This is a genomic window from Streptomyces sp. NBC_00376 (assembly GCF_036077095.1).
Lineage (GTDB): Bacteria > Actinomycetota > Actinomycetes > Streptomycetales > Streptomycetaceae > Streptomyces.
Genome location: NZ_CP107960.1, coordinates 2,262,148 through 2,278,212, shown reverse-complemented (window position 1 = coordinate 2,278,212; position 16,065 = coordinate 2,262,148). Strand labels below are relative to the sequence as shown.

General features: G+C 69.4%; 11 protein-coding genes and 1 pseudogene. 11 read left to right on the top strand and 1 reads right to left on the bottom strand.

Annotated features, from left to right (window positions below; translation table 11 throughout):
• The first annotated feature begins 152 nt into the window (after positions 1-152).
• The 7 genes from OG842_RS10055 (at position 153) to OG842_RS10025 (ending at position 10,638) form a co-directional block, all read left to right on the top strand.
• Complete coding sequence (locus OG842_RS10055) at positions 153-2,312, top strand: RecQ family ATP-dependent DNA helicase (protein WP_266729290.1); 2,160 nt, start codon at positions 153-155, stop codon at positions 2,310-2,312.
• A gap of 220 nt (positions 2,313-2,532) precedes the next feature.
• Positions 2,533-3,831 carry a DUF4192 domain-containing protein gene (locus OG842_RS10050; RefSeq protein ID WP_266729289.1) on the top strand — a complete coding sequence of 433 codons (1,299 nt, stop codon included), beginning with the start codon at positions 2,533-2,535 and terminating at the stop codon, positions 3,829-3,831.
• Between the two features lie 214 nt (positions 3,832-4,045).
• On the top strand, positions 4,046-4,810 hold the full coding sequence (locus tag OG842_RS10045) for an NUDIX hydrolase (RefSeq protein WP_266729288.1): 765 nt from the start codon (positions 4,046-4,048) through the stop codon (positions 4,808-4,810).
• A 112-nt stretch (positions 4,811-4,922) separates the two neighbouring features.
• On the top strand, positions 4,923-6,791 hold the full coding sequence (locus OG842_RS10040; protein WP_266729287.1) for an ATP-binding cassette domain-containing protein: 1,869 nt from the start codon (positions 4,923-4,925) through the stop codon (positions 6,789-6,791).
• Positions 6,792-6,915: 124 nt separating this feature from the next.
• On the top strand, positions 6,916-7,803 hold the full coding sequence (locus OG842_RS10035) for a FadR/GntR family transcriptional regulator (RefSeq protein ID WP_266729286.1): 888 nt from the start codon (positions 6,916-6,918) through the stop codon (positions 7,801-7,803).
• A gap of 324 nt (positions 7,804-8,127) precedes the next feature.
• Positions 8,128-9,675 (top strand): RNA polymerase sigma factor, encoded by a 1,548-nt coding sequence (locus tag OG842_RS10030; protein ID WP_266729285.1) that lies wholly within the window; start codon positions 8,128-8,130, stop codon positions 9,673-9,675.
• Between the two features lie 132 nt (positions 9,676-9,807).
• Complete coding sequence (locus tag OG842_RS10025; RefSeq protein ID WP_266729284.1) at positions 9,808-10,638, top strand: S1 family peptidase; 831 nt, start codon at positions 9,808-9,810, stop codon at positions 10,636-10,638.
• A 103-nt stretch (positions 10,639-10,741) separates the two neighbouring features.
• Here OG842_RS10025 and OG842_RS10020 read toward each other — a convergent pair whose 3' ends face one another.
• A complete protein-coding gene (locus tag OG842_RS10020) occupies positions 10,742-10,975 on the bottom strand; it encodes a DUF7455 domain-containing protein (RefSeq protein WP_024489001.1) in 234 nt (77 codons plus the stop codon).
• Positions 10,976-11,410: 435 nt separating this feature from the next.
• Between OG842_RS10020 and OG842_RS10015 the strand changes: the two genes are divergently transcribed.
• From OG842_RS10015 to OG842_RS10000, 4 genes and pseudogenes are all read left to right on the top strand, one after another.
• Entirely contained in the window at positions 11,411-13,531 is a 2,121-nt protein-coding gene (locus OG842_RS10015; protein ID WP_266729283.1) for a DNA gyrase/topoisomerase IV subunit B, read from the top strand.
• A gap of 121 nt (positions 13,532-13,652) precedes the next feature.
• Positions 13,653-13,775 (top strand): annotated as a pseudogene (locus OG842_RS10010) (DNA-binding response regulator); the annotation flags it as partial.
• Between the two features lie 187 nt (positions 13,776-13,962).
• Positions 13,963-14,406 (top strand): DUF485 domain-containing protein, encoded by a 444-nt coding sequence (locus OG842_RS10005; RefSeq protein WP_266733506.1) that lies wholly within the window; start codon positions 13,963-13,965, stop codon positions 14,404-14,406.
• On the top strand, positions 14,403-15,995 hold the full coding sequence (locus OG842_RS10000) for a solute symporter family protein (protein WP_266729282.1): 1,593 nt from the start codon (positions 14,403-14,405) through the stop codon (positions 15,993-15,995). Before OG842_RS10005 ends, OG842_RS10000 begins: the two co-directional genes overlap by 4 nt.
• The last annotated feature ends 70 nt before the right edge of the window (positions 15,996-16,065 follow it).

Sequence of the window (16,065 nt, the reverse complement as noted above, 5' to 3'; positions counted from 1 at the left end):
CGCTCCGCCCCGCTCGGCTGCCCGTCAGAACCCGGATGATCCCCGAGCGCTCCCCGCGCCCGGGAACACTTGGCCGAACGGGTCCTCTGTGAGCTGTGAGTCACGTGGGGTGAAGTGGCCGATTGTCCGAGGCATCGGGTTGCATGGGGGGCATGGACAACCTGGAGCTCCGCGCCGAAGCCGATGACATCCTTGCCGAGCTCGTCGGTGAGCCCGGGGGCTCGGCGCGGCTGCGGGAGGACCAGTGGCAGGCGGTGGCGGCTCTGGTGCGGGAGCGCCGCCGTGCGCTGGTGGTGCAGCGCACGGGCTGGGGCAAGTCCGCGGTGTACTTCGTCGCCACCGCCCTGCTGCGCCGGCGCGGCTCCGGGCCCACGGTGATCGTCTCGCCGCTGCTGGCGCTGATGCGTAACCAGGTCGACGCGGCGGCGCGGGCCGGTATCCGGGCACGCACCATCAACTCGGCCAACCCGGAGGAGTGGGACACCATCCACGAGGAGGTCGAGCGCGGCGACACCGACGTTCTCCTCGTGAGTCCGGAGCGCCTCAACTCGGTGGATTTCCGCGATCAGGTGCTGCCCAAGCTCGCGGCCACCACCGGTCTGCTGGTGGTGGACGAGGCGCACTGCATCTCCGACTGGGGCCATGACTTCCGTCCCGACTACCGCAGGCTGCGGGCGATGCTCGCCGAGCTCGCCCCCGGCGTACCGGTGCTGGCCACCACGGCGACCGCGAACGCGCGGGTCACCGCGGACGTGGCCGATCAGCTGGGCACCGGCGCGGGCGAGGCCCTGGTGCTGCGCGGTCCGCTGGAGCGGGAGAGCCTGCGGCTGGGGGTGGTCCGGCTGCCGGACGCCGCGCACCGCCTGGCCTGGCTCGCCGAGCACCTGGACGAGCTGCAGGGTTCGGGAATCATCTACACCCTCACTGTCGCGGCGGCCGAGGAGGCCACCGCCTTCCTGCGCCAGCGAGGCTTCCGCGTGGCGTCGTACACGGGGAAGACGGAGAACGCCGACCGCCTGCAGGCCGAGACCGACCTGCAGGAGAACCGGGTCAAGGCACTGGTCGCGACTTCGGCCCTGGGCATGGGCTTCGACAAGCCCGACCTGGGCTTCGTGGTGCATCTCGGCTCGCCGTCCTCGCCGATCGCCTACTACCAGCAGGTGGGGCGGGCGGGGCGCGGTGTGGCCCACGCCGATGTGCTGCTGCTGCCGGGCAAGGAGGACGAGGCCATCTGGCGCTACTTCGCCGATACCGCCTTCCCGCCCGAGGCACAGGTTCGGCAGACTCTCTCGGCCCTCGCCGCCGCGGGACGGCCGCTGTCCGTGCCGGCCCTGGAGGCCGTGGTGGACCTTCGGCGCACCCGCTTGGAAGCGATGCTGAAGGTGCTGGACGTCGACGGCGCGGTCAAGCGCGTGAAGGGCGGCTGGACGGCCACGGGAGCCGAGTGGGTGTACGACGCCGAACGCTACGCGTGGGTGGCGCGGCAGCGGGCAGCCGAGCAGCAGGCCATGCGCGACTACGCGAGCACGTCCCAGTGCCGGATGGAGTTCCTGCGCCGGCAGCTGGACGACGAGGGGGCGGCGCCGTGCGGCCGCTGCGACAACTGCGCCGGTGCCTGGGCCGATTCAGCCGTTTCGGCGGACACCTTGATGGGCGCGACGAAGGAACTGGACCGCCCGGGGGTGGAGGTCGAGCCGCGCCGGATGTGGCCGACGGGGATGCCCGCACTGGGCATCGAACTCAAGGGCCGTATCCCGGCCAAGGAGCAGTGCTCCACCGGGCGTGCCCTGGGGCGGCTCTCGGACATCGGCTGGGGCAACCGGCTGCGCCCGCTGCTGGCCGAGAACGCGCCCGACGGGCCGGTCCCCGACGACGTCCTGAAGGCCGCGGTGGCGGTCCTCGCGGACTGGGCGCGTTCCTCCGGCGGCTGGGCGCCGAATGTCCCGGACGCCACTGCCCGGCCGGTGGGAGTCGTCGCCGTACCTTCCCTGACCCGTCCGCAACTCGTCGGCTCCCTGGCCCAGGGAATCGCGACGATCGGCCGCCTTCCCTTCCTCGGAACCCTGACGTACACCGGGGCGAGCGGCGCGCACACGGCACGCCGCAGCAACTCCGCCCAACGACTCAAGGCGCTCTCCGGCGCCTTCGCCGTCCCCGGGGAACTGGCCGACGCCCTCGCCCGTACTCCCGGCCCCGTCCTGCTCGTGGACGACTGCACCGAATCCGGCTGGACCCTCGCTGTCGCCGCCCGGCTCCTGCGCCTGGCGGGGAGCGACCAGGTCCTTCCACTGGTCCTTGCCGCGGCAGGCTGATCCCGGCGACAGCCGTTGCACCGGCGATCGACCAGCCGTTCCCGCCGGCGAGTCGGACACGTACGGAGTCGGCCGCAGCCCTGGGTTCTTCGCGGATCATGTGGCTCATGTCCCCATGCAACCCGATGGGCAGGACAGACGGCCAACGCCCCGCGACCCCCTGTGGACAAGTTATCCACAGGGGGTCGCGGAATCCGGCCGCTCGCGGGACGGTCGTGCCATGAACCAGCACCACGAATCCAACGGTCCGGCCGACGAACAGCAGATCACCCTCCGAGGACCTGCCGAACTCGCCGATGCTCTCCCGTATCTCATGGGGTTTCACCCGAACGACAGCGTGATCATGGTCGCCCTGCACGGCGGCAGGGGCCGCTTCGGCGGCCGGCTCAGGCTCGGCATCCCGCAGTCGCCGCAGGAATGGGCGCCCGTCGCCGAGCAGCTCGCCGAGTGCCTGATCAAGGGGAGCGAGCGGCGTGGTGAACGCCCCGACGCGATCGTCATCTTCCTCTGCAAGGATCCCGCCGAGGGCGAGTCCGGCAGCCAGGTCATGGAACGGCTGCGACCACTCGCCCAGCGTCTGCGTACGGCCTGTGGCGGGCTGGACGTACCGGTGCTCGAAGCACTCTGCATCTCCGACGGCCGGTACTGGTCCTACTGCTGCCCGGACGGGCGTTGCTGTCCGGCGGAGGGGAACCAGCTGGCCATGCCCGGCACTTCGGTGATGGCGGCCGCTGCCGCTTACGCGGGCATTCAAGTGCGCGGAACGCTAAGGGAGATGGAGGCGCGGCTCGCACCTCTGACCGCCTCGGCGGCAGCAGGCCAGCAACGCGCACTCGACTCGGCGGGTGCCGAGCTGATGCCCAAACTCCTCGACGAAGCGGGACGCGAGGATGTGGCCCGTGAGACCTTGGACCTGGCCCGGAGGCTCATGAAACGCCTCAGGGAGGCACCGGTGGCGGCACCGTCCGCCGCGGACATCAGCGATGACCGGCTGATCAGTCACGACGAGGCAGCCGCGGTGATCCTCGGTCTGCAGGACCGGGAGACCCGCGACAGGGCAGCGGAGTGGATGGAAGGCCCGGAAGCCGATTCGGCGCTGCGGCTCTGGCGCGCGCTGTCCCGTCGTTGCGTGGCACCGTACGAGGAGCATGCCGCGGCGCCGCTGACCCTGGCCGGATGGGTCTCGTGGTCGACGGGCGACGAACCGGGTGCGCGGGTTGCTCTGGGCCTCGCCCTGCGGACGGACCCCATGTACACCTTCGCCCAACTGCTTCACGAGGCGTGCAACCAGGGCCTCGACCCGGAGACCCTGCGCAGGTGCCTGCGTGGGGAGCGCAGTGCGCGGACGGGACGGCGCGGGCACCGGACGGACCGGGGTGCGCGCCCCCGCACGGCGCGGCCGACCACCGCGCGCCGGAAGAAGCCCCCGTCCGGCGCCACCCGTCCTGAAGCGACGGCCACCCGGCGCGGGTCCAGGCAAGCCACCCCCGGTCGTCGCGCATCCCGTGACGATGAATGACCCGCACACTTCGTAGCCGTAGCCGTAGCCGTAGCCGTAGCCGTAGCCGTAGCCGTAGCCGTAGCCGTAGCCGGTGGCGAGTGCCGGGTGCGAGTGCAGGCTTCGATTCTCGGCCGGCTCGGCTCCTGCCGCCTCGGACGTGCTCTTCCAGGAGCTCTTGGAAGAGCGCCGCGAAGGGAGTGTTTATCGTCAGGCAGACGACTATGATCACGGCATGCCGCCCTACGACCCGTCGACCTTCCCGCCCTTCGCTGTCACCGTCGACCTGGTCGTGCTCACGGTGCGCCGCCACGCGCTCTGCGCGCTGGTGGTACGCCGCGGTGAGCCACCGTTCCAGGGGCGATGGGCGCTGCCCGGCGGATTCGTCAGAGCCGATGAGGATCTCGGTGCCGCAGCAGCGCGCGAACTCGTCGAGGAGACCGGTCTGTGCGCCCAGGACCCGGCGGCCCCGGCGGTCGGGAACGGCGCCCACCTCGAACAGCTCGCCACCTACGGCGACCCGGGTCGTGACCCGCGGATGCGAGTCGTCAGCGTCGCCCATCTCGCCCTGGCGCCCGATCTGCCGGCCCCACGGGCGGGCGGCGACGCGAACAGTGCGCGATGGGCGTCCGTCGAGGACCTGCTCGGGGCGGACGGGAGCCTCGGCCACGAGGACGAGAACCAGGCCCCGCTGGCCTTCGATCACGCGCAGATCCTTGCCGACGGGGTCGAACGAGCCCGCTCCAAGATCGAATATTCCTCCCTGGCCACCGCTTTCTGTCCGCAGGAGTTCACGGTCGGCGAGCTCCGGAGGGTGTACGAAGCGGTGTGGGGGGTGGTTCTCGACCCACGGAACTTCCATCGCAAGGTCACCGGCACCCCTGGCTTCCTGATGCCCACCGGCGGAACGACCACTCGCCAGGGCGGCCGTCCGGCCCAGCTCTTCCGGGCCGGTGCGGCCACCGTGCTCAACCCTCCGATGCTGAGGCCGGAAGTCTGACCTCGCGGAACGCCCACGGAGCTGATGCTGCACAAAAAGTCGGATATGTCGGGTTATCTTTCTGCGGTACCCGCACTGCCGTCGAGCGGTCTCACCTTCCACGAGGGAAGCGATGCTCCAGGCCATCGGACTCACCAGCACCCCCCGCCGCGGCCTCCGGGCCGCCGTGGACGACCTCACCTTCGAAGCCCGGCCCGGCCACGTCACCGCACTTCTGGGCGTCGCGGGCTCGGGCAAGACCGCGGCCCTCCGCCTCATGCTCGAGCTCGACCCGGGGCGGGGAGTCACCTACTTCCGGGGCAGACCGATGCACCGGATCCCGCACCCCGCGCGTGAGGTGGGAGTGCTGCTCGGAGACGTGCCGGGGCACCCTGTCCGTACTGTTCGCGGCCAGCTCCGGATGCTCTGCGCGGCCGGAGGCGTACCCGCGTCACGGGCCGATGAACTGCTTGAGCTCGTAGGTCTCGCCGGTCTCCGTGACCAGCGCATCGGCACGCTCTCGCTCGGCATGGACCGACGCCTCGCCCTCGCTTCGGCGCTGCTGGGCGATCCGCACACGCTCGTCCTCGACGATCCGACGGAAGGCCTCGCGCCACGCGAGGGCAGTTGGCTGCACGGGCTGTTGCAGGCTCATGCGGCCCGGGGCGGGACCGTTCTGTACTCCACGGCGGACCCCAAGGAGGCCGCGCGGGCCGCCGACCGCGTCGTCACCATCGACGGCGGCCGTCTGGTCGCCGACCAGGATGCCGACGACTTCTCCCGGACCCGCCTCCGCCCCCGGGTCGCGGTCCGGACCCCGCACGCGGCTCGGCTCGCGGCAGTGGTCAGTCGCGAGGCCCGGGCGGCCCGGCGCTCGGTGGAGGTGGTCGCCGAAGCGGGCGGCCGTCTCGCCGTGTACGGCTCCTCCTGCGCGGAGATCGGTGACACGGCATTCCGGCACGGACTTCCGGTCCATCAGCTGGCCGACGAGATCGGTGACACCGGCCCCACGGCGCCCAGGGGCGACATGGGCCCCACGGACCCCGACGGCTCAACCGATCCAGGAGCCTCCTCGGCCCCCCTGAGCCTCGAAGCCCCCGCAGAGCGAGGCGGCGGCAAAGGGGGAGGTGATCCGCGACCGGTCGCGCGGGCGTCGGCACCGCAGTCGGTGCTTCCCATCCGGAGGCGTCCGGCCCGCGGTCCGCTCCACCCGTTGCGATACGAGTTGCGCCGTCTGCTCGGTGTCAGAACGACCACCTTGATCATGGCCGCTGTTCTGGTCGTCTCCGTCGGGCTCTCCGTGCTCCTCGCCCGCAACGGCCATGCGCCGTTGCCGAAGGTGCTGGCGGCCTGGCCGTCGCTGCTGCCCCTGCCACCCGCGGCGGTCGGGGCAGGACTGCTCGGCGCCCTCTCGTTCGGTGACGAATTCCGCTACCCCGCGCTTGCCGCGGGCCGCGGCACCGTCCCCCGCCGCCTGGGGCTGCTGCTGGCCAAACTGGCCGTGTCCGCGGGCGTCGCCGTGGTGCTCGCTCTGGCCGTCGTGCTGGTCTCCGCCGAAACCCTTCGCCTCGTGTACGGCCATGGCTGGATCCATGTCCCGCCGAATTCACTTTCCCTGGGCGTGAGTTGGGCGGCGCTGACCGTGGGCTGCGCCTGGGCGGGTCTTCTGGCCGCCGGGGTCTTCAGGGTGACGACGGCCGGTGTCGCCGCGGTACTTGCTGTACCTGTACTTGTTGTACCGCTTGTCCAGATGGTGCTGACGGGGCCGGGATCCCGTCCGATCGCCGGGCTTCCGGCCAGGCTCCGTGAACTGATGTGGCCGCGCTGGCCGCACGAGACGGACCGGTGGATCGGCCTCGCCGTGGGCGTCGTGGCGCATCCGGTGGGGACCGCGCTGGCGCTCTCGCTGTCGGTCCTGGTCTGCGCGTATCTGTTCACCGGCCTTCATGGCAGGGTTCGTTGGCGGCCTCAGAGAGCTGCCGGATCGGGTCAGGCTTCGTAACCCTCATGAAAATGCCCGGTTTATACCAGTAAAGCGTCAATTGGGGGGCTGGCGCTGATCACCCTTTCGTGTGCTTTTCACCAAAGACCTCAAGAGCCGAGTGAGCTACGCCGACAAATGATGCGTGAGTACCCTTGCGCACACCATGATGACCGCCGCCCGCTCCGCCGATTCCGGCCTCGCCGGCCCGGGTGAAATCGATCGCTACTCGTACGCGGAGGCGCCGGCCGGCGAGCGTGCCGCTCTTCGTTCCTGGGACGGCCCCGACGCCGACCTCGGCCGGGTGAACCGGCGGGGCTCGGCCAGCCGGGGCCGCGGCCTCCACGGCCAGCTCGTCCAGCAGCTCGGCCAGATGATCGTCTCCGGCGACCTGGGCGCCGACCGCCCTCTCGTGCCGGAAGAGATCGGCCAGCGCTTCGAGGTCTCCCGCACCGTCGTACGCGAGTCGCTGCGTGTCCTCGAAGCCAAGGGCCTGGTCAGCGCCCGGCCCAACGTGGGCACCCGGGTCCGCCCCGTCAGTGACTGGAACCTGCTGGACCCCGACATCATCGAATGGCGCGCCTTCGGCCCTCAGCGCGAGGACCAGCGTCGCGAGCTCGGGGAGCTCCGGTGGACGATCGAACCCCTTGCCGCTCGTCTTGCCGCGGGCCACGGCCGTGAGGACATTCAACAGCGCCTCGGCGACATGGTCGAGATCATGGGGCACGCGGTCGGGCAGGGCGACGCGATCACCTGTTCCCGGGCCGACGCGGAGTTCCACTCCCTGCTCATCCAGGCGGCGGGCAACCGCATGCTGGAGCACCTCTCCGGCATCGTCTCCGCCGCGCTGCAGGTGTCCGGCGGCCCGGTCACGGGCTGTGACCGACCCGGCGAAGCGTCCCTCGGCCACCACACCCGGATCGTCGATGCCCTCGCGTCCGGTGACGCGGCGGGTGCCGAAGCGGCCATGCGTCAACTGCTCGTGGTTCACCCCGAGGTGGAGCGAGTGGTGCCGGCGCCCCGCGAGCACTGAGCGCAGCGCGGCCAGGGTGTGCGAACCGCGTGTCGCCGGGCCGCCACGGTCCGGCGGCACAGTTGTGGGGAATTTGCACTCTTGGTCACGTTCATCGCAAATGAGGTGTGACTCGGGCCACGCGGATTGGGCGTAACACTCCTCGAAACAGTGCGATGACTTAAGAGGTGACCGTCGCGGAAGGAATACAGCAGCCATTCAGTGCGCTGTGCAGTTCTGAGGCCAAACCCGCGCCGCCGGTACATTCCCAGCCCGGCGGTCGTCGGCTCCAGCCCTCTCCAGGGCCGGGCCGGAAGCCGTTTCCATCGTTCCGAGAGGTTGTTCGTGTCGGCCAGCACATCCCGTACGCTCCCGCCGGAGATCGCCGAGTCCGAGTCTGTGATGGCGCTCATCGAGCGGGGAAAGGCTGATGGGCAGATCGCCGGCGATGACGTGCGTCGGGCCTTCGAGGCTGACCAGATTCCGCCAACCCAGTGGAAGAATGTTCTGCGCAGCCTCAACCAGATCCTCGAGGAAGAGGGTGTGACGCTGATGGTCAGTGCCGCGGAGCCGTCCAAACGTGCCCGCAAGAGCGTCGCAGCGAAGAGCCCGGTCAAGCGCACCGCCACCAAGACTGTCGCGGCCAAGACAACCGTGACCAGGACGGTCGCGGCCACTGCCGCCGCGTCGGCAGAGACCGTGGACGTGGTGGCCGACGACGCTGCCACGGCCGGCCCTGCGAAGAAGGCAGCAGCCAAGAAGACGGCTGCCAAGAAGACCGCCGTGAAGAAGACGGCGGCCAAGAAGACGGCATCGAAGAAGTCCGGAAAGCAGGACGACGAGCTCCTCGACGGCGACGAGGCGATCGAGGAAGTAAAGGCCGGCAAGGGCGAGGAAGAGGAGGGCGAGGGCGAGAACAAGGGCTTCGTCCTCTCCGACGACGACGAGGACGACGCACCTGCGCAGCAGGTCGCCGTCGCCGGCGCCACCGCCGACCCGGTCAAGGACTATCTGAAGCAGATCGGCAAGGTTCCCCTCCTCAACGCCGAGCAGGAGGTCGAGCTCGCCAAGCGCATCGAGGCCGGTCTGTTCGCCGAGGACAAGCTGGCGAACTCCGACAAGCTCGCTCCGAAGCTCAAGCGCGAGCTGGAGATCATCGCCGAGGACGGCCGCCGCGCCAAGAACCACCTGCTGGAGGCCAACCTCCGTCTCGTGGTGTCGCTGGCCAAGCGCTACACCGGCCGCGGCATGCTCTTCCTGGACCTCATCCAGGAAGGCAACCTCGGTCTGATCCGCGCGGTCGAGAAGTTCGACTACACCAAGGGCTACAAGTTCTCCACGTACGCCACCTGGTGGATCCGTCAGGCGATCACCCGCGCCATGGCCGACCAGGCCCGCACCATCCGTATCCCGGTGCACATGGTCGAGGTCATCAACAAGCTCGCCCGTGTGCAGCGCCAGATGCTCCAGGACCTGGGCCGTGAGCCCACGCCGGAGGAGCTGGCCAAGGAACTCGACATGACCCCCGAGAAGGTCATCGAGGTCCAGAAGTACGGTCGTGAGCCGATCTCCCTCCACACCCCGCTGGGTGAGGACGGGGACAGCGAGTTCGGTGACCTGATCGAGGACTCCGAGGCGGTCGTCCCGGCCGACGCGGTCAGCTTCACGCTCCTCCAGGAGCAGCTGCACTCGGTGCTCGACACGCTCTCCGAGCGTGAGGCCGGTGTCGTCTCGATGCGCTTCGGTCTCACCGACGGCCAGCCGAAGACCCTGGACGAGATCGGCAAGGTCTACGGCGTGACGCGTGAGCGCATCCGTCAGATCGAGTCGAAGACCATGTCGAAGCTGCGCCACCCGTCGCGTTCGCAGGTGCTGCGCGACTACCTCGACTAGGTCGCAGGAGTACACGGACCGAGGGCCCGGATCCCATTGGGGAGCCGGGCCCTCGGCCTATCAACGCGTGCGGTCGGCGACCGGCGGGACGACTCTGGGTGGGAATGGTTCACCACAGAGTCAGGAGTGCGCATGTTCCGTACCGTCTTCCGCGCCCTGACCGGGGCGTTCGCCCTGGTCGCCGCCACAGCTCTGATACCGCTCGGATCTTCCGCCCGGGCCGCCGAGGACGGCGTCGTCATCGGCGGTCAGCCCGCGCACGTCAAGGACAGCCCCTGGGTCGTGGCGCTTTCCAGCCGCGACCGGTTCGGGGGAGAGCGCGCCGGCCAGTTCTGCGGCGGTGTCGTGGTGGCACCGAAGAAGGTGCTGACCGCTGCGCACTGCCTGAGCCGGGCGGCGCTCGGCGTCGATGTCGCCAGCGTGCGTGATCTGCGCGTCATCACGGGCCGCGATGCCCTGCGCGGGACCGGAGGGAAGGAGATCGCGGTCCGGGAGACGTGGACCAATCCGGGGTTCGACACCATCACGAACGCAGGGGACCTGGCCGTGCTCACCCTCGCCGAGGCGCTCCCCGAGAAGAGCACGATCCCGATGGCCGAAGCCGGCGACGAGGCGTACGTACCGGGCACCGAGGCGGCCATCTACGGATGGGGTGACACAACGGGCAACAGCGACTACGCGTCGTCGCTGCGGTCCGCGAAAGTGAGCGTTCTGCCCGACGCACTGTGCGCGCAGGCCTACCCGGGCGGCAGGAACGGCACGTACAACGCCTCAGCGATGCTCTGCGCGGGCGAACTGCTGGGCGGGCACGACGCATGCCAGGGCGACAGCGGCGGGCCGCTGGTGGCCCGTGGGCGGCTCATCGGCCTGGTGTCCTGGGGGAACGGCTGTGCCCGTGCGGGGAGCCCGGGTGTGTACACGCGGATCTCCGCCGCGATCGGCTGGATGCCGGAAGGCAGCTGAACGGCATCACCGCGCAGGTACGAGAACGGGCGGCTCCCCTCCTGGGGGAGCCGCCCGTCGGCAGGTCCGGGACCTGGCCCTTGCTCGTCGTGGATGCGAGGTGTCAGTGTTGTTCCTCTTCGGCGGCTTGGGCCTGCACAGCCGTGAGCCGGTCCGTCTCATCCTGTATTTCCGCGGCGATCTTCTTGAGTTCCGGCTCGAACTTGCGCCCGTGGTGGGCGCAGAAGAGCAGTTCACCGCCGCTGATCAGGACGACGCGCAGATATGCCTGGGCGCCGCAACGGTCACAGCGGTCTGCTGCGGTCAGCGGGCTCGCGGGGGTCAGAACAGTAGTCACGTCGCCTCTTCTCTAGCTCGACGAGCTGTCGTACCAGGGTCAACATCCAACCAGGCCGAAAACGTTCCCGCTCGTGGCTTTTCTTCGAAACTTCTTCTCGAGATGGCTGTCTGTTGCCGGTTGGCGGCGAATGTGCCGTATTGCGGAGCGCTACGGTTTCGCATTGCTTGTCTTGGTGGGATCCTCCCGGCTGGCTTGCCGGTTTGTTCATGAGGACGTGCCCGGAGCCTAAATGGTTCATGCCTGGAAGGGAACGTGATGTTCGCGTCACTCCTACGAGGGATCGAACGTGTATGCGAGGCTGGACTAGTGTGAGGGTTGTCGAAGGGTGGCGTTACAACCGCTCTACCAGGCCTCGGTACCCTCTCAGCGGCGACCGAAGCCGAGCCCGTTACCCACTGGGCCCCAAATGAAATTCAGCGAGGAGCGAACCGCGTGACCGCCGATACGTCCGTGCCGTCCACTGCGCTGCTGACCGGAGCAGACCGAGACGGCTCCAACTACACCGCGCGGCATCTGCTCGTACTCGAGGGGCTCGAAGCGGTTCGCAAGCGCCCCGGGATGTACATCGGGTCCACCGACAGCCGCGGCCTCATGCACTGCCTCTGGGAGATCATCGACAACTCCGTCGACGAGGCCCTGGGTGGTTACTGCGATCACATCGAGGTCATCCTCCACGACGACAACTCCGTGGAGGTCCGGGACAACGGGCGGGGCATCCCCGTCGATGTCGAGCCCAAGACAGGTCTGTCCGGCGTCGAGGTCGTGATGACCAAGCTGCACGCCGGCGGAAAGTTCGGCGGCGGCTCGTACGCCGCGTCCGGCGGTCTGCACGGCGTCGGCGCCTCCGTCGTCAACGCGCTCTCCGCCCGGCTCGACGTCGAGGTCGACCGCAACAGCGCGACGCACTCGATCAGTTTCCGGCGCGGAGTCCCGGGGATCTTCACCGAGCAGGGGCCGGACAGCCCGTTCGACCCGGCCAACGGTCTGCTCAAGGGCAAGCGGGTGCCGAAGGCGCGCACCGGCACCAGGGTGCGTTACTGGGCGGACCGGCAGATCTTCCTCAAGGACGCCAAGCTCAACCTGGAGACGCTCCACCAGCGGGCGCGGCAGACGGCCTTCCTGGTTCCGGGCCTCACGATCGTCGTCCGCGACGAGCGCGGACTCGACGGCGAGGGCAAGACCGAGGAGACCTTCCGTTTCGACGGCGGCATCAGTGAATTCTGCGAGTACCTCGCCCAGGACAAGGCGGTCTGCGACGTCCTGCGCCTGACCGGGCAGGGCACCTTCAAGGAGACCGTGCCGGTTCTGGACGAGCGCGGTCACATGACGGCGACCGAGGTCACGCGTGAGCTCGCGGTCGACATCGCCCTGCGCTGGGGCACCGGATACGACACCAATCTGAAGTCCTTCGTCAACATCATCGCCACCCCCAAGGGCGGCACGCATGTGACCGGATTCGAGCGCTCCGTGACCAAGACGGTCAACGAGGCGCTGCGCTCCGCCAAGCTGCTCCGCGTCGCCGAGGACGACATCGTCAAGGACGACGCGCTCGAGGGCCTCACCGCGGTGGTCACCGTGCGTCTGGCCGAGCCGCAGTTCGAGGGCCAGACCAAGGAGGTGCTCGGCACCTCTGCGGCCAACCGGATCGTCGCCAACGTCGTGGCCAAGGAACTCAAGGCGTTCCTGACCTCGACGAAGCGCGACGCGAAGGCCCAGGCCAGGGCGGTCCTGGACAAGGCCGTCGCGGCCGCGCGGACCCGCATCGCGGCCCGCCAGCACAAGGACGCGCAGCGCCGCAAGACGGCGCTGGAGTCCTCCTCGCTGCCGGCGAAGCTCGCCGACTGCCGCAGCGACGACGTGGACCGCAGCGAGCTCTTCATCGTCGAGGGCGACTCCGCGCTCGGTACGGCGAAGCTCGCCCGGAACAGTGAGTTCCAGGCGCTGCTGCCGATCCGGGGCAAGATCCTGAACGTCCAGAAGGCGTCCGTCTCGGACATGCTGAAGAACGCCGAGTGCGGTGCGATCATCCAGGTCATAGGAGCCGGGTCCGGGCGGACCTTCGACATCGACGCGGCTCGCTACGGGAAGATCGTTCTGCTGGTGGACGCCGATGTCGACGGCGCGCACATCCGCGTGCTGCTGCTGACGCTCTTCCAGCGGTACATGCGGCCCATGGTCGAGGCCGGACGGGTCTTCGCCGCGGTGCCCCCGCTCCACCGGATCGAGCTGGTCCAGCCGAAGAAGGGCCAGGACAAGTACATCTACACGTACTCGGACAACGAGCTGCGCCAGCGGCTGCTGGAGCTCCAGCGGAAGAACGTCCGGTACAAGGACTCGATCCAGCGCTACAAGGGTCTGGGCGAGATGGACGCCGACCAGTTGGCGGAGACCACGATGGATCCGCGCCACCGCACCCTGCGCAGGATCAACATCGGCGACCTGGAAGCGTCCGAGCAGGTCTTCGATCTGCTGATGGGCAATGAGGTGGCGCCGCGCAAGGAGTTCATCACCAGCTCCGCCGCCACCCTGGACCGCTCGCGCATCGACGTCTGAGCGACGCCGTCTCCACCCACGGGTGGAGACGGCACCTCCACCCGTCATCAACCCCTGAGCCGATGTTCCGACGGCGAGGAGGCCGTGGAGCCCGTGGCCGAACCGGCCCCGATGTCGTTCTCTCGCCAAGGACGCAGGGGGCGAGGAGATCGTGCGGGCCGTCCAGGCCGTGCTGTCCGGCGACGCCGGCCTCTCGCCCGGCATGCAGTTCCGCCTGCTGGAGCGCGTGACCGGGCACAGGCCGTTCGCTGTGCGTACGTTCGGGGCCTCGCACAGCCGCCCGGACATGCCGTCACCTGAAGAGGTGAAGACCGGCGAATGAACTGCCCGGGATCTTCCCGATCTGCCCATTCTTGGGTACACGGCCGAAGTGGTCCGTGGACAAGGGGAGTTGTTCCGTGGAGAAGGAAGCAGGGCGTGAGGCCGCAGCGATGCGACTCGACGACCCGTGGTACGACGTGCTGGCCTCCGGATGGGGCGAGCTGGACGGTACGGGGAGCTTCGCTCCCACCGGGCCACCCGGGCCCGCGGACCAGCGGCGCGGCCACAGCGCGGCCGACATCTATCTGGAGGTGCAGCGCAGCGAGGCATTCCAGGAAGTGCGCCGTAGGTACCGGCGGTTCGTCGTCCCCGCCACCTTCGCCTTCCTCGCCTGGTATCTCGTCTACGTCGTCGCCGCGATCACCGCGCCCGGACTGATGGCCCGCCCGGTGGCGGGTGCGGTCAATGTGGCGATGGTCGCGGGGCTCGGGCAGTTCCTCACGACCTTCCTGCTCACCGGGGCGTACGCGCGCCACGCGCGGCTGCGCAGGGACCGGGCCGCACTCGAACTGCGCTGGGAGACACAGGAGATGACGCGGGGAGCCGGACGTTGAGCGGGAACCATCAGACGTTGGCGCTCCTGCTGTTCAGCGTCTTCATCGCGGTGACGCTCGCCATCACCACCTGGGTGAGCCGCAACCGCCACGGTTCGGCCGAGGAGTTCTACGCGGGCGGCCGCCTGTTCTCCCCCATGGAAAACGGTTTCGCCATCGCGGGCGACTACATGTCGGCCGCCTCGTTCCTCGGTATCTCCGGTCTGATCGCCCTCTTCGGCTATGACGGCATGCTTTATTCGGTCGGCTTTCTCGTCGCCTGGCTCGTCGTCCTGCTGCTCGTCGCCGAACTGGTGCGCAACTGCGGCCGGTTCACGCTCGCCGACGTGGTGGCGGCGCGGATGGCGGAGCGCCCGGTCCGGATCGCGGCGGGCACTTCGTCCGTCACCGTCTCCGTGCTCTACCTGGTGGCGCAGATGGTGGGCGCGGGCAGCCTGGTCGCCCTGCTCCTCGGCGGTACGAGCGGCGCCGCCCGCTCCTGGACCGTCATCGGTGTCGGGGCACTCATGGTCATCTACGTGTCGCTCGGCGGGATGCGCGCCACCACCTGGATCCAGATCGTCAAGGCGGTTCTGCTGATGGCGGGAGCGGTCGTTCTCACCGTTCTCGTCCTGCTCCGCTTCCACGGCGATTTCAACGCCCTGCTCAACTCCGCCGCCGAACGGAGCGGGCACGGAAGCCGGTTCCTCGCGCCAGGTCTCCGGTACGGCGGATCGTGGACCGCGCGCATCGACTTCATCAGCCTGGGGCTGGCCCTGGTGCTCGGTACCGCCGGGCTGCCGCACATCCTGTCGCGTTTCTACACCGTGCCCACCGCCCGTGCGGCCCGCCGCTCGGTCGTCTGGTCGATCGGGTTCATCGGCAGCTTCTACCTGATGACGATCGCGCTCGGATTCGGGGCGGCCGCTCTGGTCGGTTCGGCCGATGTACGGGCGTCCAACGCCGCGGGCAACACGGCGATTCCGCTGCTGGCCATGGAGCTGGGCGGCGGCGAGGGGTCCACCGGGGGCGCGATCCTGTTCGCCGTGGTCGCCGCGGTCGCCTTCGCGACCATCCTCGCGGTCGTCGCGGGGATCACCCTCGCCTCGTCCGCCTCAGTGGCCCATGACCTCTACGCCTCGATCAGACGCCCGGGCTCCAAGCAGTACAGCGAGGTCGCCGTGGCCAGGGTGGCCGCGGCCGCGATCGGAGTGGCAGCCATCGGTCTCGGGCTGATCGCCCAGGACCTGAACGTGGCGTTCCTGGTCGGGCTGGCCTTCGCCGTCGCCGCCTCGGCCAACCTTCCGGTGCTGCTGTACTCCCTGTTCTGGCGGAACTTCACCACCCGGGGCGCGGTCTGGTCCGTCTACGGCGGGCTGATTCCCGCCGTACTGCTGGTGCTGCTCTCGCCGGTCGTCTCCGGCAGCCCTGCCTCGCTCTTCCCGGGCATCGACTTCCAGCTCTTCCCGCTGGAGAACCCCGGACTGGTCTCCATCCCCCTGGGCTTCCTGGCCGGCTGGGTCGGAACGATCACCTCCACGGATCCGCCCGACGCGGCCAAGCACGCGGAGACCGAGGTCCGCGCACTGACCGGGGCGGGTGCGGTGTAGCCCCCGCGCCACCGTGTCGTCCGCACCGCCCGGCCGGTCGAGCAGCAGCCCGGCACGGCTCAGCACAGCA